We start from the raw sequence: 18,999 nt of genomic DNA on the forward strand, positions 1-18,999 counted from the left end.
CCCCTATAGTGAGGGGCAGAGCACCTTTCCCCGGAGGAAAAAATGTCCGAATGGCTGGAAAACCACCTGCCCAAGGTGGTGCTGGCACCGTCGTTCATCGCCGTATTGATCTTTGTCTACGGCTTTATCGGATGGACCGCATGGGTGTCGCTAACCCGATCGAAACTACTGCCGAAATACGAGATCAAGGGCTTCATCCAATACGAACGCCTGTTCGAGTCCCCCCGCTGGGATACGGCAATCAACAACCTGTATATCTTTGGCGCGCTGTTCATCGTGATCGCGATGGTGCTGGGCCTGTTGCTGGCCATTTTGCTGGATCAGAAAATACGCGTCGAAGGGGCTATTCGTACGATCTACCTCTACCCCATGGCACTGTCGATGATCGTGACCGGCACGGCGTGGAAGTGGATCCTGAATCCGGGCCTGGGCATTGAATCCATGGTGCAGGGCTGGGGCTTCACAAATTTCGAGTTCGACTGGCTGGTGAACCCCGATTACGCCATTTACACCATCGTGATGGCCGCGATCTGGCAAAGCTCGGGCTTCGTCATGGCGCTGTTTCTGGCCGGTCTACGGTCAGTGGATGGTGAGATCATCAAGGCCGCCCAAGTCGACGGTATCCCTACATGGCGCATCTATACGGCGATCATCATTCCTTCGATGGCCCCGATCTTCCTGTCGGCCTTCATCGTTCTGGCCCACCTTGCAATCAAAAGCTTCGACCTTGTCATCGCCCTGACAGGCGGTGGACCCGGTTACGCAACCGATCTGCCAGCAACCTACATGTATGCCATGGCGTTTTCGCGCGGCGATATCGGTCAGGCGGCCTCTTCCGCAATGATCATGATGCTGGTCGTCTTTGCCATCGTGGTTCCCTATCTTTACTCAGAGCTGAGGGCGAAAAATGACTGATCTGTCGATGCCCCAAACCCAAACCCGCACCCAAAGCGCCACCGGCAAGATTGCCCTGCGTTGGCTGCTGTATGTCCTGCTGGGCCTCTTCGCGCTGTATTACCTGATGCCGCTTTTCGTGATGTTGACCACATCGTTGAAAAGCCTTGAGGAAATCCGCACCGGGTCCCTGATTTCGCTGCCGCGAGAGGTCAGCTTTGATGCATGGAAAACCGCATGGTCCGGCGCTTGCACCGGTATCCAGTGTGAAGGTCTGCGGCCTTACTTCTGGAACTCGGTTCTGATTGCGGTGCCTGCAGTGGCGATCTCGACCCTGCTGGGCGCTCTGAACGGCTATGTCGTGGCGCAGTGGCGGTTTAAAGGCGCCAACATCATCTTCTCGCTGATGCTGTTTGGCTGCTTCATCCCGTTTCAGGTTGTCCTGCTGCCAATGGCGCGTCTCTTGGGCATCATGGGGATCGCCGGAACTATTCCCGGCCTGATCTTTGTCCATGTGATCTACGGGCTTGGCTTCACCACGCTGTTTTTCCGCAACTACTATGTCACCATCCCGGCCGAGCTGACCAAGGCAGCTCGTGTCGACGGTGCCGGCTTCTTGCGGATCTTCTGGTCGATCTTCCTGCCGCTGTCGCTGCCCATCATCGTGGTGACCGTGATCTGGCAGTTCACGCAGATCTGGAATGACTTCCTGTTCGGGGTGTCGTTCAGCCAGGCGGGGACGCAGCCCGTGACCGTTGCGCTCAACAACATCGTAAACTCCACCACCGGCGTCAAAGAATACAACGTCGACATGGCCGCCGCGATCATCGCGGGGCTGCCGACGCTGCTCGTCTATGTCGTTGCCGGTAAGTATTTCATCCGCGGCCTGACCGCTGGTTCAGTGAAGGGATAAACTCATGGCTCCCATTCTCGACATCAACAAACTCTACAAGAATTACGGCCCTGTCGAAATTCTGAAAGATATCAACATCTCGATCGAACCGGGCGACTTCCTGGTACTGGTTGGCCCCTCGGGCTGCGGTAAATCCACCCTGTTGAACTGTATCGCTGGGCTTGAAGAAATTACCGGTGGTACGCTAGCGATTGGCGGCAAGGACATGACCCATGTCAGCCCCAAGGACCGCGACATCGCGATGGTGTTCCAGTCCTACGCCCTGTACCCGACCATGACCGTGGCCAAGAATATCACCTTCGGGATGAAAGTGCGCGGGGTCGATCAGGCCACGCAGGAGGCCAAGCTCAAAGAGGTTGCCTCGCTGCTGCAGATCGAGCCGCTGCTCAACCGCCGCCCCAGCCAGCTTTCGGGCGGGCAGCGTCAGCGGGTGGCCATGGGCCGGGCGCTGGTGCGTGACCCCAAGCTGTTCCTGTTCGATGAGCCGCTGTCGAACCTCGACGCCAAGCTGCGGGTCGAGATGCGGACCGAGATCAAGAAACTGCACCAGACGCTGGATGCCTCCATCGTTTACGTCACCCACGACCAGATCGAGGCGATGACACTGGCGACCAAGATTGTGGTTCTGAAAGGCGGTGTCGTGCAGCAGATCGGCACCCCGGCCGAGATCTACAACAACCCGGCCAACCTGTTTGTGGCCGATTTCATGGGTTCGCCCGCGATGAACCTGATCCCGGCGCAAGCATCGAATACCGGCGCGGGGACGCAAATCGCCATTGCGTGCCCATCGGGTGAGACACTGGTGCTCAACGACGCGCGCGAACTGTCCCTGCCGCAAGACGTCATCCTCGGCCTGCGTCCTGAGGACATCGCTGAGGCCGGCTTCCGCGCCGGGGCGGGCGTGCAAGAGGCGGCCTGCATGGTCGATATGGTCGAACCTGCGGGTGCGGATACCTATGTGGTCTCGGAGCTGGGAGGCAAACAGGTCACCGCGCGCCTGCACGCCGAAACCAGCGCTCAGGCCGGGCATATGCTGAACCTCGCGTTCGACATGAGCAAGGTTTCGTACTTCGCCAAGGAAACGGGCGAGCGATTGAACTGAGAACGGGCAGGTCCGCAGCGTGATTGCTGCGGGCCACGCCTGAATGACAGATTCTGGCTGTAAGAGAGGGATCATGCTAGGGTGTGCGCTCACCGAGGGAGGCGCACAATGTCCGACCCCTATTCCGATCTGGCAGCGCAAGATATCTCTGTTCAGGAACGTATCGCCGAGGCGATGGAGGCCCGGTGTCTCGAACCTGCGCAAAAAGAGATCAGAGGCACTTATCTGAGCGATCTGTGTGTCCCAGCTGGCGGTTTTGCGGTCGAGCTGGGCTCCGGAACTGGCCACGTCACGCATGAACTGCTGTTGGTGCCGGGAGTTGAGCGCGCGCTTGGGCTCGAACCTTCGCCGGTTATGGTGGAGCGTGCGCGGAACAGCTTTTCCAGCGAAAGCCGCCTTGTTTTTGAAACTGGCGACGCCAAAGCAACTGGCCTTGAGGACAATTCAGTAGACCTTGTTCTGGCGCACACTTTGCTGTGCCATGTGCCTGGCCCCGAGGATGTCATTTCGGAAGCATTTCGCATTTTGAAGCCCGGCGGCATATTTGCGATTTGCGATGGGGATTATGACACTGCAACTGCCCAGATCGCCGATTATGATCCGCTGGATCAGCTTGTCCGCTTCATGATCAATCAGAACGTGACCAATCTTTGGATCATGCGCCAGATCGGTGGGTTGCTGACGCAAGCCGGGTTTGAACTGGGCCGCCGCCGAGGGCATGGCTATGTGGCGGAAGGCGAAGCGACGTATTTTCTGACGGTCATTGACCGCGGCGCAGACCGCATGACTGAAACCGGGTTGCTACAACCTGAAACAGCGCAAGCGTTGAAGTCCGAAGCAAGGGCGCGCGTCGATGCGAACAGCTTTTTCGGCTACATGTCCTATGTCAGCCAGATCGCGCGCAAGCCTGTTGCCTGAACATGAAAACCGCCGCACGAACGGGTCGGGCGGCGGCCTGTGCAGGATAACTACACTTATCAGCTGGTCTTGTTCAAATCCTTGATCAGACGATTCAGATCACCGCCACGCGCGTCCAACATGGCTCCGATCTCGGTGCGTTCGGTTAGCAGCAGGTTCACGCCTTCGATGAACATGTTGAAGAACATGCCGCTGCCGGACTTGTCCGACACAAGGAAGGTTACCTCGAACGGAGAAGAGCCGCGCAGCTTGACCGAGGTGCGCACCTCGTAGCCTGCCTTGATCTTGCGGGCGTTGCGAACGGTGACCTCTCCGCCGATGAATTCGCGGAACCGGCGGCCGTATTTGCGCGAGATATAGCCCTGAAACGCGCGGGTGAACTGGCGCAGCTGGGCGGGCGAGGCGCTGCGGGCTTCGACACCCAGCGCATAGCGCGCCATGATTGGCACATCGCCATACTGAACAAAGATCTTCTCGAAATCGCGCAACATGGCGTTTTCGGATTTGCCCGAGGCGATCACCCGGTTGATGTCGGCGACCACCGAATTGACCAGTTGTGTGGCGCCCGCTTCGGTCAGCGCAAAGGCGGGCAGGGGCAGGGTCATCACCGTCAGCCCGGTCAGGGCAGTGGCGACAAACTGGCGTCGGTTCATCAGATTATTCGGCATAGGGGTCCTCGTAGGGGTCTAGGAAGGGGTCCCTGACAGGGTCGGTCCCGGTGTTTGCATAGGGATCGTCATACAGCCCGAGATAGGCGTCCTCATCGTCTCGTGCCAGTTCAAAACGACGATTTTGAAGATAGATTGTGCGGGCCTGCGCGTAACTGTCTGCACTTTCATAGAGAATCGAGTCGACCGTATCCGAGAAACGTCCACGATCCCCCATGCGCCGCACGACCTCGGCATAGACGCCCAGATTGTCCGCCGGGCGGGTGGGGCTGAAATTGATCGGGTTCGAGAACAGATTCACAATCACACCCACCGCATCGCGGGTGGTAGACGGGCCGTAGAAGGGCAGTTCGACATAGGCACCCTCGCCGAAGCCCCAGACATGCAGCGTCTCGCCGAAATCGGTATCGACGGGTGGCAGGTTCAGCTCATCCGCCGGGGCCGACAGGCCAAATCCGCCCACGGTCATGTTGATCACAAATCGCAGCAAAGCGTTGCCCATCTGTTTGGGGTTGCCCTGCAGAAGATAGTCAACTGCTTGACCCGGAAGGGAAATATTCTCGGCAAAGGTGCTGAAGCTTGTGACCATCGGGTCGGGCACGATCTTCACATACCCTTTCGAGGCCGGGCGAAACAGGAACCGGTCCACGCCCAGGTTGAACTTGTGAATGCCGCGGTTGGCGTTTTCGTAAGGGTCGAAAATCTCACCCCGGGCGGCGGCGTCCTGTGGCTGCGATGCGCAGGCGGACAAAGCCGTCAGGACGGCCAGAATGATCAGGTGCTTCAGGCGAATAGGGCTCGGCACGGTCTTCGTTACTCCAAAAATTGCCCGGTGGTGCTGCCGGGCCTTCAATCAATACGGCCTTTGCGGTCTCGGTGGTGCAATTGGTCTCACATAGACCTTTCGCAGGGAATTTGAAACAACAACTCGCGTTTACCCCAGCCGATAGGTCGGGGTAAAGTGACACGATATCAACACATCCTGAATAAGTGGAGAGGTGCCCAGATCGCGGGCAATCGGAAAAAAGCCGCTTTCCCGCTTTCCGAAGATGCGTTTCCCGGTTAGCGTCCGCCCGAGTCAAAATCTTGGAGACCCAATTCATGAGCATCGCAGCAAAACTGGACAGCCTTGGCATCACCCTGCCTGACGCACCCGCCCCGGCAGCCAATTACGTGCCTTTCGTGCGGATCGGCAACATTGTCTATATCTCGGGTCAGATCTCGAAAAATGAGGGTCTGATCACCGGCAAGCTGGGCGATGACATGGATGTCGAAGCGGGCGCAGCTGCCGCCAAGGTCTGCGCCATCAACCTGCTGGCTCAGGTCAAGGCGGCCTGCGGCGGGAATATCGACAAACTGGTGCGTGTGATCAAGCTGACCGGTTTCGTGAACTCCACCGCCGATTTCACCGCGCAGCCGCAGGTCATCAACGGTGCCTCTGATTTCCTGGTCGAGGCGTTGGGAGAGGCGGGCCGCCACTCGCGTTCCGCTGTCAGCGCGGCTTCGCTGCCGCTTGGCGTAGCGGTCGAAATCGAAGGCATCTTCGAGGTTCAATGACCCCACCTCTGCCCTCGGAATTCCTGCGACGCCCGATCGCGCATCGGGCGTTGCACGATGTTTCGGATCAGCGGCCCGAAAACAGCCGGGCCGCGATTCGTGCAGCGATTGAGGCCGGATACGGGATCGAGATTGATCTGCAGTTGACCTCGGATGGTCGCGCGATGGTGTTTCATGATTACGACCTGAAACGCCTGACCGGCCAGTCCGGCCCGATTCAGCAGATCACCGCCGCGCGGGCGCAGGCTCTGCCTCTGCTGCACTCGGATGGCGAAGGCATTCCGACCTTGGACGAAGTGCTTGATCTGGTCGCAGGCCGCGTGCCCCTGCTGATTGAGCTCAAAGATCAGGATGGTGCGATGGGCACGAATATAGGCGCGCTCGAAACGGATGCGGTGCGCGCGATGGAAGGCTACGACGGCCCAGTGGCGCTGATGTCGTTCAACCCCAACTCGGTCGCCGAGCTGGCGCAGATTGCGCCCGAATTGCCACGCGGCATCGTCACCTGTTCCTATGACCCGAAGGTCGAGCTGCTGCCCGCCAAGGTCTGTGATCATCTGCGCACGATCCCGGATTTCGACCGGGTCAAGGCCAGTTTCATCAGCCATGAAGCCGACGACCTGAACCGCCCCCGTGTCGCTGAGATCAAGGCGCAGGGCGTGCCGATCCTGTGCTGGACCGTCCGCTCGCACGATCAAGAGGCAGAGACCCGCAAGGTTGCCGATAATGTGACCTTCGAGGGATATTTGGCCGCGCATCCGGGTTGAACCGCGACCCGTCCGTCACAGATAAAGATCTAGGCGCGGAGGGCACATGGATCAGGCACAGATCGAGGTTCGGGTTCTGACATCGCTCTCGCAGATTGCCGCGAGCGACTGGGACAGTTGCGCCTGCCCCGAGACGGCCGAGGGGGGGCGACCCCTTGATCCGTTCACCACGCACCGGTTTCTTTTGGCCCTGGAAGAAAGCGGCTCGATCGGGCGCGGCTCGGGCTGGCAGCCGCAATTCCTGACCGCCTATCTGGATGGGATGCTGATTGGCGCAGCGCCTATGTACGCAAAGTCGCATTCTCAGGGCGAATACATCTTCGATCATAGCTGGGCCCATGCTTATGAGAGTGCGGGCGGGCAGTATTACCCGAAACTGCAGATCGCCGTGCCGTTCACGCCTGCAACGGGCCGACGCTTTCTGGTCCGGCCCGGTTATGACGCCATCGGCATGTCGGCGCTGGTACAGGGGGCTGTGCAGCTGGCCGCCGAAAACCGCATCTCTTCCCTGCATGCCACCTTCTGTACCGAGGCAGAGGCTCTGGCTGGTGAACAAATGGGCCTCATGGTCCGGCATTCGCAGCAGTTTCACTGGCTCAACGACAATTATGCAGATTTCGACGGCTTTCTGGCCGCGCTGTCGTCGCGCAAGCGCAAGAATATCCGCAAGGAACGCGCGCAGGCCTGCGATTTCGGGGGCCAGATTCGCACAATCTCAGGGGATGATCTGCGCCCCGAGCATTGGGACGCGTTCTGGCGGTTTTATCAGGATACCGGAGCCCGCAAATGGGGTGCGCCGTATCTGACACGGCAATTCTTTGATATCGCTCAGGAAACCATGGCCGACGATATGGCCTTGGTGCTGGCTGAACGCAATGGTTACCCTGTCGCCGGCGCGTTGAACTTCATCGGACGGGAAACGCTCTATGGCCGCTATTGGGGATGTGTCGAGCATCACCCCTGCCTGCATTTCGAACTGTGCTATTATAGGGCGATCGACTTCGCCATTGCTGAAGGGCTGGCCCGGGTCGAAGCCGGGGCGCAGGGCGAGCACAAGTTGGCACGCGGTTATCTGCCAACCCGCACGCATAGCTTGCATTGGGTCGGTGATCCGGGCTTTGCTGATGCCGTACAGAAATATCTGGACGCCGAGGCCCACGCAGTGGGAGAAGAGATCGAGATTCTGACGGATTACGGCCCGTTCAGGAAATCGAACCCGGAGGAACAGCAATGACCGAACTTCTGTCTACCGAGACCCGCGGCCCGCTGCTGGACCCGCTGTTCAGGAATGGCTGGACCATGGTCGAGGACCGCGATGCAATCACCAAGACGTTTATCTTCGAAGATTTCGTGCACGCATTTGGCTGGATGACCCAGGTCGCGATCTTTGCCGAGAAGTGGAACCATCATCCGGAATGGTCCAATGTCTACCGCACGGTCGAGGTGACCTTGTCCACCCATGACGTGGGTGGCCTTTCGGCGCTGGACGCCAAGCTGGCGCGAAAAATGGACAGCCTGATCTAAGCGCCTCAGCCCCGGTCGGACTGCGACCCTGTGCCCCCGGCCAGCAAGGCGGCGGTGCCGAGTTCTCTGAACTCGGAAACCGTCACTGTGCCATCGGTGACATCGATATTACCGGGAATGCGGATCGTGCGACTGCCGATTGACCGGACGCTGCGGGCCGCCGGATTGATATCCAGACAGCGCGTTTCATAACAGGTCAGACCGCTGGTATTGATCTGGATGCGCGCCTGCCCGTCAGGGCCGGTGACAACCGGAGATTGTGGCACATCACAGGCCGCCAGAACCGCCATCGCCCCGATACCGACCCAAATACGCATGACACTCTCCCGCTTTCTCAAAGCCGGGTGTCAGTCCAACCGGCCATTGCCATCCTGATCCGCCGCCTCGAAATCGCGCTGCATTTGCGTGGCGTACTCAGCTTTGGAAATAAGGCTGTCGCCGTCGCGGTCAACCGCCTGAAACTGTTTGAGATCCAGAAACGGCTTGGCTTCACTCAGACCCAGAGTGCCGTTCTTGTCTTCATCCATCGCCTGAAAGGCATAATCCGAGAAGGCGTTGAACTCGTCCTGCGACAGGAAGCCGTCATTGTTGGTGTCGATGTTTTTCAACTCGGCCTCATTCAGTTCCGAGACGCTCTGAGCCCCTGCCGTTCCGGCCAGGGTCAGAGCAGTGATTACAATCAATATACGTTTCATCTTGGACCCCCTCAGCATGCATAGCGCTGGCCGGAAACGCCGCCAGCTGCGGCACCTGCCGCGGTCAGGATGGCTTTGCCCGACCCGCCGCCGAACTGATTGCCAATCGCACCACCAATCAGCGCGCCGCCCAGCGTGCCGCTGAGACACGCAATCTCATGCTGCCGGGCTGCCTGTTGCTGTGGGGTGGGGGCCGGGCCGCAGGCGGCAAGCGCGCCCGTTCCGGCAAGAAGTAGGGTGAGTAATTTCAAACGCATCAATCAACTCCCAAGCTATATGCGCCAAGTATTGGCGCATCGGGACGTTGCATCAAGTTAATTGCGCTTTATGTGGCCCCGGCCGGACCGAGGCCTTGATGGGTCAGATCACCTCAAGCAGGCCTTCGCCTGCCGAGATTTCGCAAGCGCCGGGGTTTTCTTCCAGGTTGAAGGCGACGACCTTGCCGTCCTCGACCAGCATTGCATAACGTTTTGATCGCGCGATTAGGCCCACGGGCGGGGCGTCGAAATCCATGCCGATGGCCTTGGTAAACTCGGACGCCGCGTCAGCCAGCATGGTCAACCCGGCCGCTGTCGCGCCGGTGCTTTCTCCCCAGGCACCCATAACGAAAGGGTCGTTGACAGAGATACAGATGATTTCGTCTACACCTTTGGCATCGAACTGGTCCTTGGTCCGCATGAAGCTTGGTACGTGAGCTGTTGTGCAGGTTCCGGTAAACGCACCGGGTACAGCGAAGATCACAATCTTGCGTCCTTTGGTCTTATCTGAAATCCGAACCTCTTCAGGGCCTTCGGCACCCATCTGGATCAGCGTGGCCTCGGGCAGCATGTCACCTGTTGCAATCATTTTTACGCTCCTGTCATTTGGATTTGCAGAGTCGGGCTTTGCCGCAATATAGGTGGTCGAAAGAAAGAGACCATGGATATTCTGCAGGGTGGGCACAACATGAGCCATATCGTCGTGATCGGGGCAGGGCAGGCTGGCGCTTCATTGGTGGCGCGGCTGCGCAAGGACGGATTTGAGGGCGACATCACCCTGATCGGAGCCGAGCCGCATCTGCCCTATCAGCGCCCGCCTCTGTCCAAGGCGTATCTGCTGGGCGAGATGGAACTGGAACGCCTGTTCCTGCGGCCCGAGAGCTTCTATGCCGACAACAACATAACCCTGCGTCTGGGTCAGCGCGTCACGGCAATTGATCCGCGGGCCAAGACTGTAATGGTTGGCGATGAAGTCATCGCATATGACGAACTGGCGCTGACCACCGGGTCCGACCCGCGCCGCCTGCCCGCGGCCATCGGGGGCGATCTTCAGGGCGTCCACGTGGTGCGCGACCTGGCCCATATCGACGAGATGGAGCCTCGCGTGACCGAAGGCGCACGCGCGCTGATCGTCGGTGGCGGTTATATCGGGCTTGAGGCCGCAGCGGTTTGCGCCAAGCGCGGGGTTAAGGTGACTCTGGTCGAGATGGCCGAGCGCATCCTGCAGCGCGTCGCCGCGAAAGAGACCAGCGACTATTTCCGCGCGTTGCACAGCGAATACGGTGCAGATATTCGTGAGGGCGTCGGGTTGGATCGTCTGGTTGGTGAAAACGGCAAGGTGACGGGTGCCGTTCTGACCGACGGCACCGAATTGCAGGTGGATTTCGTCGTGGTTGGCGTCGGCATCGCCCCGTCGACTCAGCTGGCTGAAATGGCCGGGTTAGAGCTGGATAACGGCATCAAGACCGACGCCCATGGCCGCACCTCGGATCCGTCGATCTGGGCGGCGGGCGATTGCGCCTCGTTCCCGCATGGCGAAGGTCGTATCCGTCTGGAAAGCGTGCCCAACGCCATTGATCAGGCTGAGATTGTGGCCCAGAACATGCTGGGCGCGGCTAAGGATTACACCGCAACGCCGTGGTTCTGGTCGGATCAGTATGACGTCAAGCTGCAGATCGCCGGGCTGAACACGGGCTACGACCGCGTTGTGACTCGCAAGGGTGAAGGCGCGACGGTGTCCTTCTGGTATTACAACGGTGATCAGCTGATTGCGGTGGACGCGATGAACGACCCACGCGCCTATATGGTTGGCAAACGCCTGATCGATGCGGGCAAGACCGCTGATCCGGCGGTTGTGGCTGACCCGGATGCGGACCTGAAACCGTTGCTCAAAGCGTGAGGATCATCGCCGGAGATTTCCGGGGCCGGGCGCTTGCTTCGGTCGGCAAAGGCGATGCGGGCGCGCATCTGCGCCCCACCACCGACCGGGTGCGGGAAAGCCTGTTCAACGTCCTGACCCATCAGATCGACTTTGAGGGTTTGCATGTGCTCGACCTGTTTGCAGGAACCGGAGCGCTGGGGCTGGAAGCATTGTCGCGCGGTGCGGCCCATGTCACCTTCGTCGATGACGGGCGGGTCGCGCAGGGTCTGATCCGCAAGAATATCGACCTGACCGGAAGCCCAGGCCAGACCACGCTGATCCGCCGCGATGCGACCCGACTTGGTGAAAATCCGGGCACGGCCTGCGATCTGGTCTTCCTCGATCCACCCTATGGCAAATCTCTGGGCCAAAAGGCGCTGGCCACAGCCCTGCAAGGCGGCTGGCTGGCCGATGACGCCCTGATCGTGTGGGAGGAAAACGCCCCCATGACTGCGCCCGAGGGCTTCTCGCTGCACGATACGCGGAAATATGGCGACACGCATATTTCATTGATGTGGCGCATAGGGGGCTGAGATGCACGATCTGGTCATCTTCGATTGCGACGGCGTTCTGGTGGATAGCGAAGTCCGGTCCAATCAGGTCATCGTCGATAATCTCGCAGGGTATGACCTGCATCTGTCCCTCGCCGAATGCATGTCCCTGTTTGTTGGCGGCACCATGACCGGTGTGCGTGATAAGGCGCGCAACCTCGGCGCGGATTTGCCGGATGACTGGGTCGATCAGATCTATGCTGAAACCTATGAGGCGCTGCGAGCAGGTACGCCGCTGGTCACAGGCATTCCGGAGCTGCTGGCGCAACTGGATGCGCAGGGCCTTCCATATTGTGTCGCCTCGAATGGCAGCCCCGACAAAATGCAGATCACATTGGGTCAGAACGGGCTATGGGAGCGGTTCAGCAAGGTCAGTTTCTCGGCCCACGTGCTGGGAACCGGCAAACCGGATCCGACGCTGTTCCTGACCGCTGCGCAGCATTTCAATGCCAAATCCCCGGTTGTCATCGAAGACAGCGAAAACGGTGTCAACGCAGCCATCCGGGCCAATATGCGTTGCCTTGCCTATGCAGCCCACGATGACGGTGCGCGGTTGGCTGCACTTGGGGCCGAGGTTTTTACGGACATGTCACAAGTGCCGGGGCTTTTGGGACTCTGACGCAAATACGTGCTATGGTCGCGCCATGGACCGCGCCATCACACCTCCGTTCTGGGCTTTCTCGACAGACAGCGACACCACGACTGGACCGCCGCCCAAGCCGATGCGCGCGCCGGTATTCATCCACGACGCGGTCATCCCCTGGCGGGATGAAACCTTGCTGCTGAAGCTGCTACGCGATCAGGCCGAAGATCAGGACGAATAAGTCGGGTGGTATTTCCCGCCCGGTGACAGGGTAAAAATCTCAACCCCGTCTGCGGTCACACCCACCGAATGCTCGAACTGCGCCGACAGCGATTTATCGCGGGTCACGGCAGTCCAGTCATCGGACAGAGTCTTGGTTTCGGGGCGTCCTAGATTGACCATCGGCTCGATGGTAAAGAACATGCCCTCTTCCAGAACCGCGCCGGTGCCCGGACGGCCATAATGCAGAACATTCGGCGGCGCGTGGAACACACGGCCCAGCCCGTGGCCGCAGAAATCGCGGACAACGCTCATCCGGTGCGCCTCGACATAGGCCTGAATGGCGTGGCCGATATCACCGAACGTATTGCCCGGCTTGACCATCTCGATGCCCTTGAACAGCGCGTCATGGGTCACCTGGATCAGACGTTCCGCCTTGCGCGGCAGTTTCCCGGCCACATACATGCGCGAGGTGTCGCCGAACCAGCCATCGACGATGACGGTGACGTCGATATTCAGGATATCGCCATCCTTCAGCTTTTTCTCACCCGGGATGCCGTGGCAGACCACATGATTCACGCTGATGCAGCTGGCGTGCTGATAGCCCTTGTAGCCGATCGTCGCCGAGGTCGCACCTGCGTCCTCGACCATCTGGGTGATTAGCCCATCAATTGCGCCTGTGGTCTGACCAACAAACACATGCTCTGCGATGTCATCCAAAATCCGCGCAGCCAAGGCCCCTGCCGCGTGCATCCCGGCAAAGTCCCCTTGTTCATAGATGCGGATACCGTCTTTGGTCAGACGGCCACGATGCTCTTTCATCGACGCCAAGCTCCAAATATCTCGCGCAGCACTCTATTTACGATGCTTGTGCAGAAAGTTCCAGAGGGCTCAGCGTCACATGATTGACGCGCCGGGCGTGATCATATGTGGACCCCCCCGCATCTATGATCTAGCACAGGGTGAACCAGAACATATGTGAAATGACGGAAGGGCAGGCAAATGCCGAAAGTGGACCAGCTGCGGGCTGAGATTGCCAGCATAACCGACCTGCTCAAGAAAGGTCGGCCCGACCGGGCTTTGAAACGGGCAACCAAGGCGGCCAAAAAGTGGCCAAAGGTGGCGGCGCTTCCCCGGTTGGCGGGTCTTTGCGCGGTTCAGCAGCAAAACCCGAAAATGGCCCAGACCTATTTCCAGCGCGCCTGGCGGATGGACCCCGGTAATGCTGACCTGATTCAGAACTACGGGCTGAGCCTGATTCAGGCGGGCGACTCAGCGGATGCGGTGCGGTTCATCGACAAGATCGCGGCGCGGGCACCTCTGACGCCGCAACAGCAGTTTCTGCGGGCCATGGCATTGCTGCGCGAACATCAGGGTGAACAGGCGCTGATCGCGATTGACGAGGTTATCGCGGGGCAACCCAACCATCTCGAGGCGCACTGCCTCAAGGCGGATATCATGGATGAGCTTCACCGGTGGGAAGACGCCATCGGCGCGCTCACCACCCTGACCGACGAACACCCGAAGTTCCACTTTGGCCATTTGCGCCTGACCCGATCGCTGGTCGGTGTCGGGCGACTGGACGAGGCGCTGGAGCGCGCGCGCATTGCCTTCAAGCTGACCCCATCAGATCGTGAAACGCTCGAATTGATGACCACGCTGCCGGGGTTGACGGCGGATGATCTGTCCTCGCTCAAGGTGCAGATTTCGCTGCTGATCAAGCAACAGCCCACGGCAAATCCGCAGGGTGACGCAATGGTGCAGTTTGCGGCTGCGACGCTGGCCCGCAAGGACAAGGACCAAGCGTCCGAGCTGCAGCATCTGGATCAGGCTCACCGCCTGCTGAGTGAGGGCTTCCAAGGATGGGAGGAGCGTAGCGCGCAGGCTTTCCATAAGCGTCTCGCTGCGCCTCTGCCCGCCGCTGCCCCCGGCCCGCGCCCGGATGTACCACGTCCGATTTTCGTGGTCGGTCTTCCGCGGTCTGGCACAACGCTGGTCGAGCGGATCTTGTCCGCGCATTCCGGCGTTCAGGGGTTGGGCGAACTTGCAAGCGTTGATAACTGGGCCAGAAAATCCAGCCCGTCAGACTTGAAAAAGGCTGATACCCTTGCACAATTCTACGTCGACCATTTACCTGAGCTGAGCGCGGGTCTGACTGCTTTTGTGGACAAGGCGCCGGGGAACTATGCCTATCTCGGGGCCATCGCGCAGGCCTTTCCGGATGCGCTGATCCTGAATGTCGCCCGCGACCCCCGGGACATTGCCCTGTCGATGTGGCGTGCCCATTTCGGGGCTGGTGGATTGTATTTCACGCATGATTTCAAATGGATGGCAGCCGAGGCCAACCGATATCGCCGCTATATCGACCACTGGCAGAACCTGTTGCCGGGGCGCGTCCACACCATCCGCTACGAGACGCTTGTCAGCGATCTGGAGGCCTCTGTTTCCGAGCTTGCGGCGCTTTGCGATCTGCCGTTCGAAGAGGCGATGTTGTCACCACAAAGCTCGACAGACGCCGTCAGGACCGCTAGCGAGCTGCAGGTCAGGCAAGCAGTCACGACATCTTCGGTTGGACGTTGGCGAACGGCCGGAGATCATTTTGCCCCCTTCATAGGTGCGCTCGATGTCGAGCTATGGCCCGAGCTTGCGACCGATCCCTGATCAAGTCTCATGAATTGTGGCCGCCGACATGGGGCGCAGAAATGTGCCGACGCTCGGATGCGCAAACGCCCCGAGGTCGCGGTCAAACGGTTCACCTATGCCGGAGCGGCCAGGCTCTGCGCGGGGTCAACCCAGACCCCTTCCGGTGTGATCCGGGTGCCGACGATCAGACGCTCAACGCCTGTTGCGGCATCGAACGCGGCGGCATAGACCGGGTCGATATCCGCAGCCAGCGCAAACCGATCGCAATCGGTGCGTTGCACCAGATACAGCATGATTGCCCGGTGCCCCTGCGCGGCCATCGCCGCCAGTTCGCCCAGATGTTTGGTGCCCCGGGCGGTGATGCTGTCGGGGAATTCGGCCAGTCCGGGCTGGCGCGACAGGGTGACGCTTTTGACCTCGACATAAGCGTCCGGCAGGCCCGGCTGGGTCAGCAGGAAATCGATGCGGCTGTTTTCGCCGTATTTGACCTCGGGGCGCACGGTTTCATAGGCTGCCAGTTCGGGGATTTCCCGCGTCACCAAAGCCGCGCGTAATGCCTTGTTCGGGACAGAAGTATCGACCCCGGTGAAATGCCCGTTCTCATGATCAACCAGCCGCCAGCCGTATTTCAGCTTTTTCTTCGGGTCGTCATTGGGTTCCAGCCAGATTTTCTCACCCGGTTCCGCCAGACCCATCATTGATCCGGGATTGGCGCAATGGGCCGTGACCTCTCGCCCGTCCTCCAACGTGCAATCAGCGAGGAAGCGTTTGTAGCGGCGGATCAGGCGGGCGGGGACAAGAGGGGTTTCAAATCGCATGGCCAAGGGCCTATACCTGCCCTAAAGGCCGATCAAGAGGGAGGGCGCGCCATGGCCAATCCAACCGCTGCAATGCTTGTGATCGGGGATGAGATCCTCTCGGGCCGCACCCGCGACGCCAACATGCATTACCTGGCCGGGGAACTGACCAAACAGGGCATCGACCTGAAAGAGGTACGGATCGTCAGCGACGACGCCCCGGCGATCGAGGCCGCGGTCAAGGCTCTGTCCGAAACCTATGACAATGTCTTTACCAGCGGCGGCATCGGCCCGACCCATGACGATATCACTGCCGATTGCATCGCGCGCGCCTTTGGGGCGCATATCGATATCCGCGCTGATGCCCGCGCACTGCTTGAGGCGCATTACGACAAATCGGGGTTGGAACTGAACGCGGCCCGGCTGCGGATGGCGCGTATCCCCGATGGCGCTGCCTTGATCGACAACCCGGTCTCGACCGCTCCGGGCTTCACGCTTGGGAATGTGCATGTGATGGCCGGGGTCCCATCGGTCTTTCGCGCCATGGTCGCCAGCGTGCTGCCTGCGCTGACCGGCGGCAGCCCGCTCTTGTCCCAGACCCTGCGCGTGGATCGCGGCGAGGGCGACATCGCGGCAACGTTGGCTGTGTTGGCCGAGGATTTCGACGATCTCTCGATCGGCTGCTATCCGTTTCAGATCAATGGCGTCTTTGGGGCCAATGTCGTGGTGCGCGGCATCGAAGGCGGGCGCATTGACGCTGCCATCACCCGCCTCGCGAAAGAGCTTGAGCTTTGAGCGTCAACTGGTCTGCAGTCGTCGACGGCACATGGCCCGCCGCCGGGTTTGAAACGCTGGGGCCGTTCAGATTGCGCAAGGGGCAGGGTGGCGGCTCACGCGTGTCTGCGGCCAGCCGTATCGGCGATGTGACGGACGCAGATATCGACGCCGCCGAGGCCGCGATGCAGGCCATGGGCCAGAAACGGATCTTTTGCCTCCGGCCCGGGGATGAGGCGCTGGACGCACAGCTTGCCGCGCGTGGCTACGATATCCTCGACCCGGTCAACATCTATACCTGCCCGGCAGAACAGCTGACCGATACTCCGATCCCCCGCGTGACCGTGTTCAACATCTGGGAACCGTTGGCGATCATGCGCGAAATCTGGGCGCAGGGTGGGATCGGGCCGGAGCGTCTGGCCATCATGCACCGGGCGCTGGGGCCGAAGACGGGCCTCTTGATGCGCCACAGCGATCAGCCTGCGGGGACCGGCTTTGTTGCGATCCATGAAGGCGTCGCCATGGTGCATGCGCTGGAAATCCTGCCGGACCATCGCCGTCAGGGTATGGGGGGATGGGCCATGCGTGCTGCGGCTTTCTGGGCGCTGGACAATGGCGCCGAGACCCTTAGCGTGATCTGCACAAAGGCGAATGCGGGAGCCAACGGGCTCTACCACGCGCTGGGGATGGAGATCGCCGGAGAATATCACTACCGGCATTACGTTTGAGGAGAGTGAAGTGACCACGCAGGACCTGCCCACCGCCCTGAATCTGGCTCAGATGGACCCTCTGCCACCAGAGACGCAGAAGTATTTTGATATCTGTGTCGAAAAGCTGGGCATGGTGCCCAATGTGTTGCGCGCCTATGCGTTCGACGTCGAAAAGCTGAATGCATTCACGGCGATGTATAACGATCTGATGCTGGCCGAGAGTGGCTTGTCCAAATTGGAGCGTGAGATGATCGCGGTTGTCGTCTCGTCCATCAACAAATGTTTCTATTGCCTCGTGGCTCATGGCGCGGCGGTGCGACAGCTTTCCGGCGATCCACAATTGGGTGAGATGCTGGTGATGAACTACCGCGTCGCACCATTGGATGACCGCCAGCGCGCGATGCTCGATTTCGCCGCCAAAATGACCTCGGCCAGCACTACGATCGAAGAACCCGATCGCCAGCGTCTGCGCGATGCAGGGTTCAGCGACCGGGATATCTGGGACATCGCCAATGTGGCCGGTTTCTTCAACATGACCAACCGCGTGGCCAGCGCCACCGCGATGGTCCCGAACCCCGAGTATCACGCCCAGTTCCGATGATCCGCTGCCTCTCTCTATTCTTTGCCCTTCTGACGGGAACCGCCTTCGCGCAGGAGCTTGCCCTGCCCAGCAGCGCCCGTCAGATCAGTGAACGGATCAGCGCGCTCGACAGCTATGATCTGCCCACTGGCGTGTTTGCCGATGGCGCGGTGCCCGTGCAAACGGTCGAGGGGCGGGTGGAGCGTCTGACATGGCGCTTGCAGGCCGGGTCCAGCACGACGCTACAGATCCTCGCCCCGCTGCGCGATCAGCTGCAGGCGCAGGGCTATGACATCACTTTCGAATGCGAGGCGCGCAATTGCGGCGGCTTCGATTTTCGCTTTGGCACCGAGGTCGTGCCGACCCCCGACATGTATGTGGCGATCCACGATTATCGTTTTCTTTCCGCCACCAAGGGCGACGACGCGCTGAGCCTGTTGGTCAGCCGTAATGAGCCCGACGGCTATGTGCAGATGATCCGCGTGACGCCTGTCGGAACCCAGCCCGCGCCACCTTTGGTGATCGAAGAAGCTGCCGACAGTACGACCGGTCTGTTGAGCGAGCTCAGCCAGAACGGTCACGTGATCCTTGACGATCTGCATTTCCGAACCGGAGAGGTTGCATTGGGCGAGGGGCCTTTTACCTCGCTGAGCCTGCTTGCGGGCTATCTGACCGACAATCCGCAGGTCCGTCTGGCGCTGGTCGGGCACACCGATGATACCGGCGCGCTGCAGGCCAATATTACGGTCAGCATGAAGCGCGCCGATGCGGTTCGGTCTCGCCTGATCGAGGCGCACGGCATCGCCCCCGACCGGATCGAGGCAGAGGGCGCAGGTTATCTCGCCCCCATCACCTCGAACGCGACACCCGAGGGGCGCGACATCAACCGCCGGGTCGAGGCCGTATTGCTGATCAACTGATCCCTG

The 18,999-nt window shown here is 60.2% G+C and carries 25 protein-coding genes; 17 read left to right on the top strand and 8 right to left on the bottom strand.

The window, feature by feature from the left end; all coding sequences use genetic code 11:
- Positions 1-42: 42 nt before the first annotated feature.
- The 4 genes from ACR0IV_RS17625 (at position 43) to ACR0IV_RS17640 (ending at position 3,827) form a co-directional block, all read left to right on the top strand.
- Positions 43-915 carry a carbohydrate ABC transporter permease gene (locus tag ACR0IV_RS17625; RefSeq protein ID WP_170684314.1) on the top strand — a complete coding sequence of 291 codons (873 nt, stop codon included), beginning with the start codon at positions 43-45 and terminating at the stop codon, positions 913-915.
- On the top strand, positions 908-1,807 hold the full coding sequence (locus tag ACR0IV_RS17630) for a carbohydrate ABC transporter permease (protein ID WP_480659946.1): 900 nt from the start codon (positions 908-910) through the stop codon (positions 1,805-1,807). The genes ACR0IV_RS17625 and ACR0IV_RS17630 overlap by 8 nt, the downstream gene beginning before the upstream one ends.
- A 4-nt stretch (positions 1,808-1,811) precedes the next feature.
- Complete coding sequence (locus ACR0IV_RS17635) at positions 1,812-2,909, top strand: ABC transporter ATP-binding protein (RefSeq protein ID WP_480659945.1); 1,098 nt, start codon at positions 1,812-1,814, stop codon at positions 2,907-2,909.
- Between the two features lie 108 nt (positions 2,910-3,017).
- Positions 3,018-3,827 carry a methyltransferase domain-containing protein gene (locus tag ACR0IV_RS17640; protein ID WP_480659944.1) on the top strand — a complete coding sequence of 270 codons (810 nt, stop codon included), beginning with the start codon at positions 3,018-3,020 and terminating at the stop codon, positions 3,825-3,827.
- A 59-nt stretch (positions 3,828-3,886) separates the two neighbouring features.
- Here ACR0IV_RS17640 and ACR0IV_RS17645 read toward each other — a convergent pair whose 3' ends face one another.
- Both ACR0IV_RS17645 and ACR0IV_RS17650 read right to left on the bottom strand, forming a co-directional pair.
- Positions 3,887-4,495, bottom strand: coding sequence for an MlaC/ttg2D family ABC transporter substrate-binding protein (locus tag ACR0IV_RS17645; protein ID WP_480734417.1), 609 nt, complete (start codon positions 4,493-4,495; stop codon positions 3,887-3,889).
- Positions 4,485-5,300 carry an MlaA family lipoprotein gene (locus tag ACR0IV_RS17650; protein WP_480471568.1) on the bottom strand — a complete coding sequence of 272 codons (816 nt, stop codon included), beginning with the start codon at positions 5,298-5,300 and terminating at the stop codon, positions 4,485-4,487. Before ACR0IV_RS17650 ends, ACR0IV_RS17645 begins: the two co-directional genes overlap by 11 nt.
- Positions 5,301-5,596: 296 nt before the next feature.
- On the opposite strand from ACR0IV_RS17650, the gene ACR0IV_RS17655 reads away from it, so the two are divergent.
- The 4 genes from ACR0IV_RS17655 to ACR0IV_RS17670 are packed head-to-tail and all read left to right on the top strand — an operon-like array spanning position 5,597 to position 8,343.
- Positions 5,597-6,052, top strand: coding sequence for a RidA family protein (locus tag ACR0IV_RS17655; RefSeq protein ID WP_480659943.1), 456 nt, complete (start codon positions 5,597-5,599; stop codon positions 6,050-6,052).
- Entirely contained in the window at positions 6,049-6,819 is a 771-nt protein-coding gene (locus tag ACR0IV_RS17660) for a glycerophosphodiester phosphodiesterase family protein (RefSeq protein ID WP_480659942.1), read from the top strand. The genes ACR0IV_RS17655 and ACR0IV_RS17660 overlap by 4 nt, the downstream gene beginning before the upstream one ends.
- A gap of 46 nt (positions 6,820-6,865) precedes the next feature.
- Complete coding sequence (locus tag ACR0IV_RS17665) at positions 6,866-8,053, top strand: GNAT family N-acetyltransferase (RefSeq protein WP_480659941.1); 1,188 nt, start codon at positions 6,866-6,868, stop codon at positions 8,051-8,053.
- Complete coding sequence (locus ACR0IV_RS17670) at positions 8,050-8,343, top strand: 4a-hydroxytetrahydrobiopterin dehydratase (RefSeq protein WP_480471572.1); 294 nt, start codon at positions 8,050-8,052, stop codon at positions 8,341-8,343. Before ACR0IV_RS17665 ends, ACR0IV_RS17670 begins: the two co-directional genes overlap by 4 nt.
- A 5-nt stretch (positions 8,344-8,348) precedes the next feature.
- Here the strand turns inward: ACR0IV_RS17670 and ACR0IV_RS17675 are convergent, their stop codons facing one another.
- From ACR0IV_RS17675 to ACR0IV_RS17690, 4 genes are all read right to left on the bottom strand, one after another.
- A complete protein-coding gene (locus ACR0IV_RS17675) occupies positions 8,349-8,660 on the bottom strand; it encodes a hypothetical protein (RefSeq protein WP_480471573.1) in 312 nt (103 codons plus the stop codon).
- 30 nt (positions 8,661-8,690) lie between these two features.
- A complete protein-coding gene (locus ACR0IV_RS17680; RefSeq protein ID WP_480659940.1) occupies positions 8,691-9,038 on the bottom strand; it encodes an EF-hand domain-containing protein in 348 nt (115 codons plus the stop codon).
- 11 nt (positions 9,039-9,049) lie between these two features.
- Positions 9,050-9,295: a glycine zipper 2TM domain-containing protein gene (locus ACR0IV_RS17685; protein ID WP_480471575.1), complete on the bottom strand. Its 246-nt coding sequence runs from the start codon at positions 9,293-9,295 to the stop codon at positions 9,050-9,052.
- A gap of 103 nt (positions 9,296-9,398) precedes the next feature.
- Complete coding sequence (locus ACR0IV_RS17690) at positions 9,399-9,884, bottom strand: redoxin family protein (protein WP_480659939.1); 486 nt, start codon at positions 9,882-9,884, stop codon at positions 9,399-9,401.
- Positions 9,885-9,983: 99 nt separating this feature from the next.
- Between ACR0IV_RS17690 and ACR0IV_RS17695 the strand changes: the two genes are divergently transcribed.
- The 4 genes from ACR0IV_RS17695 to ACR0IV_RS17710 are packed head-to-tail and all read left to right on the top strand — an operon-like array spanning position 9,984 to position 12,591.
- Positions 9,984-11,195, top strand: a complete 1,212-nt coding sequence (locus tag ACR0IV_RS17695; RefSeq protein WP_480659999.1) for an NAD(P)/FAD-dependent oxidoreductase — start codon at positions 9,984-9,986, stop codon at positions 11,193-11,195.
- A complete protein-coding gene (rsmD, locus tag ACR0IV_RS17700) occupies positions 11,192-11,749 on the top strand; it encodes a 16S rRNA (guanine(966)-N(2))-methyltransferase RsmD (protein WP_480659938.1) in 558 nt (185 codons plus the stop codon). The genes ACR0IV_RS17695 and rsmD overlap by 4 nt, the downstream gene beginning before the upstream one ends.
- A 1-nt stretch (position 11,750) precedes the next feature.
- Complete coding sequence (locus tag ACR0IV_RS17705; protein WP_480659937.1) at positions 11,751-12,386, top strand: HAD family hydrolase; 636 nt, start codon at positions 11,751-11,753, stop codon at positions 12,384-12,386.
- A gap of 25 nt (positions 12,387-12,411) precedes the next feature.
- Positions 12,412-12,591, top strand: coding sequence for a hypothetical protein (locus ACR0IV_RS17710; protein ID WP_480471579.1), 180 nt, complete (start codon positions 12,412-12,414; stop codon positions 12,589-12,591).
- Here the strand turns inward: ACR0IV_RS17710 and map are convergent.
- A complete protein-coding gene (map, locus tag ACR0IV_RS17715; protein WP_480471580.1) occupies positions 12,579-13,391 on the bottom strand; it encodes a type I methionyl aminopeptidase in 813 nt (270 codons plus the stop codon). The genes ACR0IV_RS17710 and map overlap by 13 nt on opposite strands.
- A 180-nt stretch (positions 13,392-13,571) precedes the next feature.
- Here map and ACR0IV_RS17720 point away from each other — a divergent pair, with 180 nt between their 5' ends.
- A complete protein-coding gene (locus ACR0IV_RS17720; RefSeq protein ID WP_480659936.1) occupies positions 13,572-15,230 on the top strand; it encodes a tetratricopeptide repeat-containing sulfotransferase family protein in 1,659 nt (552 codons plus the stop codon).
- Between the two features lie 95 nt (positions 15,231-15,325).
- Here ACR0IV_RS17720 and sfsA read toward each other — a convergent pair whose 3' ends face one another.
- Positions 15,326-16,030: a DNA/RNA nuclease SfsA gene (gene sfsA / locus ACR0IV_RS17725; protein ID WP_480659935.1), complete on the bottom strand. Its 705-nt coding sequence runs from the start codon at positions 16,028-16,030 to the stop codon at positions 15,326-15,328.
- 51 nt (positions 16,031-16,081) lie between these two features.
- Here sfsA and ACR0IV_RS17730 point away from each other — a divergent pair, with 51 nt between their 5' ends.
- From ACR0IV_RS17730 to ACR0IV_RS17745, 4 genes are read left to right on the top strand one after another with little or no spacing between them, the layout of a single operon-like run.
- The gene (locus ACR0IV_RS17730; RefSeq protein WP_480659934.1) at positions 16,082-16,804 is read left to right on the top strand and encodes a competence/damage-inducible protein A; all 723 of its coding nucleotides are present in this window, start codon (positions 16,082-16,084) and stop codon (positions 16,802-16,804) included.
- Positions 16,801-17,511: a GNAT family N-acetyltransferase gene (locus tag ACR0IV_RS17735; RefSeq protein WP_480659933.1), complete on the top strand. Its 711-nt coding sequence runs from the start codon at positions 16,801-16,803 to the stop codon at positions 17,509-17,511. Before ACR0IV_RS17730 ends, ACR0IV_RS17735 begins: the two co-directional genes overlap by 4 nt.
- 10 nt (positions 17,512-17,521) lie before the next feature.
- Positions 17,522-18,094, top strand: a complete 573-nt coding sequence (locus ACR0IV_RS17740) for a peroxidase-related enzyme (RefSeq protein WP_480659932.1) — start codon at positions 17,522-17,524, stop codon at positions 18,092-18,094.
- Complete coding sequence (locus ACR0IV_RS17745; protein WP_480659931.1) at positions 18,091-18,993, top strand: OmpA family protein; 903 nt, start codon at positions 18,091-18,093, stop codon at positions 18,991-18,993. The genes ACR0IV_RS17740 and ACR0IV_RS17745 overlap by 4 nt, the downstream gene beginning before the upstream one ends.
- The last annotated feature ends 6 nt before the right edge of the window (positions 18,994-18,999 follow it).

This window comes from Ruegeria sp. C2 (assembly GCF_056537765.1).

Coding starts and splice junctions, on each gene's coding strand:
- ACR0IV_RS17625 (WP_170684314.1), top strand. CDS start 43: ATGTCCGAATGGCTGGAAAACCACCTGCCCAAGGTGGTGCTGGCACCG.
- ACR0IV_RS17630 (WP_480659946.1), top strand. CDS start 908: ATGACTGATCTGTCGATGCCCCAAACCCAAACCCGCACCCAAAGCGCC.
- ACR0IV_RS17635 (WP_480659945.1), top strand. CDS start 1,812: ATGGCTCCCATTCTCGACATCAACAAACTCTACAAGAATTACGGCCCT.
- ACR0IV_RS17640 (WP_480659944.1), top strand. CDS start 3,018: ATGTCCGACCCCTATTCCGATCTGGCAGCGCAAGATATCTCTGTTCAG.
- ACR0IV_RS17645 (WP_480734417.1), bottom strand. CDS start 4,495: ATGCCGAATAATCTGATGAACCGACGCCAGTTTGTCGCCACTGCCCTG.
- ACR0IV_RS17655 (WP_480659943.1), top strand. CDS start 5,597: ATGAGCATCGCAGCAAAACTGGACAGCCTTGGCATCACCCTGCCTGAC.
- ACR0IV_RS17660 (WP_480659942.1), top strand. CDS start 6,049: ATGACCCCACCTCTGCCCTCGGAATTCCTGCGACGCCCGATCGCGCAT.
- ACR0IV_RS17665 (WP_480659941.1), top strand. CDS start 6,866: ATGGATCAGGCACAGATCGAGGTTCGGGTTCTGACATCGCTCTCGCAG.
- ACR0IV_RS17670 (WP_480471572.1), top strand. CDS start 8,050: ATGACCGAACTTCTGTCTACCGAGACCCGCGGCCCGCTGCTGGACCCG.
- ACR0IV_RS17675 (WP_480471573.1), bottom strand. CDS start 8,660: ATGCGTATTTGGGTCGGTATCGGGGCGATGGCGGTTCTGGCGGCCTGT.
- ACR0IV_RS17680 (WP_480659940.1), bottom strand. CDS start 9,038: ATGAAACGTATATTGATTGTAATCACTGCTCTGACCCTGGCCGGAACG.
- ACR0IV_RS17685 (WP_480471575.1), bottom strand. CDS start 9,295: ATGCGTTTGAAATTACTCACCCTACTTCTTGCCGGAACGGGCGCGCTT.
- ACR0IV_RS17690 (WP_480659939.1), bottom strand. CDS start 9,884: ATGATTGCAACAGGTGACATGCTGCCCGAGGCCACGCTGATCCAGATG.
- ACR0IV_RS17695 (WP_480659999.1), top strand. CDS start 9,984: ATGAGCCATATCGTCGTGATCGGGGCAGGGCAGGCTGGCGCTTCATTG.
- ACR0IV_RS17705 (WP_480659937.1), top strand. CDS start 11,751: ATGCACGATCTGGTCATCTTCGATTGCGACGGCGTTCTGGTGGATAGC.
- ACR0IV_RS17710 (WP_480471579.1), top strand. CDS start 12,412: ATGGACCGCGCCATCACACCTCCGTTCTGGGCTTTCTCGACAGACAGC.
- map (WP_480471580.1), bottom strand. CDS start 13,391: ATGAAAGAGCATCGTGGCCGTCTGACCAAAGACGGTATCCGCATCTAT.
- ACR0IV_RS17720 (WP_480659936.1), top strand. CDS start 13,572: ATGCCGAAAGTGGACCAGCTGCGGGCTGAGATTGCCAGCATAACCGAC.
- sfsA (WP_480659935.1), bottom strand. CDS start 16,030: ATGCGATTTGAAACCCCTCTTGTCCCCGCCCGCCTGATCCGCCGCTAC.
- ACR0IV_RS17730 (WP_480659934.1), top strand. CDS start 16,082: ATGGCCAATCCAACCGCTGCAATGCTTGTGATCGGGGATGAGATCCTC.
- ACR0IV_RS17745 (WP_480659931.1), top strand. CDS start 18,091: ATGATCCGCTGCCTCTCTCTATTCTTTGCCCTTCTGACGGGAACCGCC.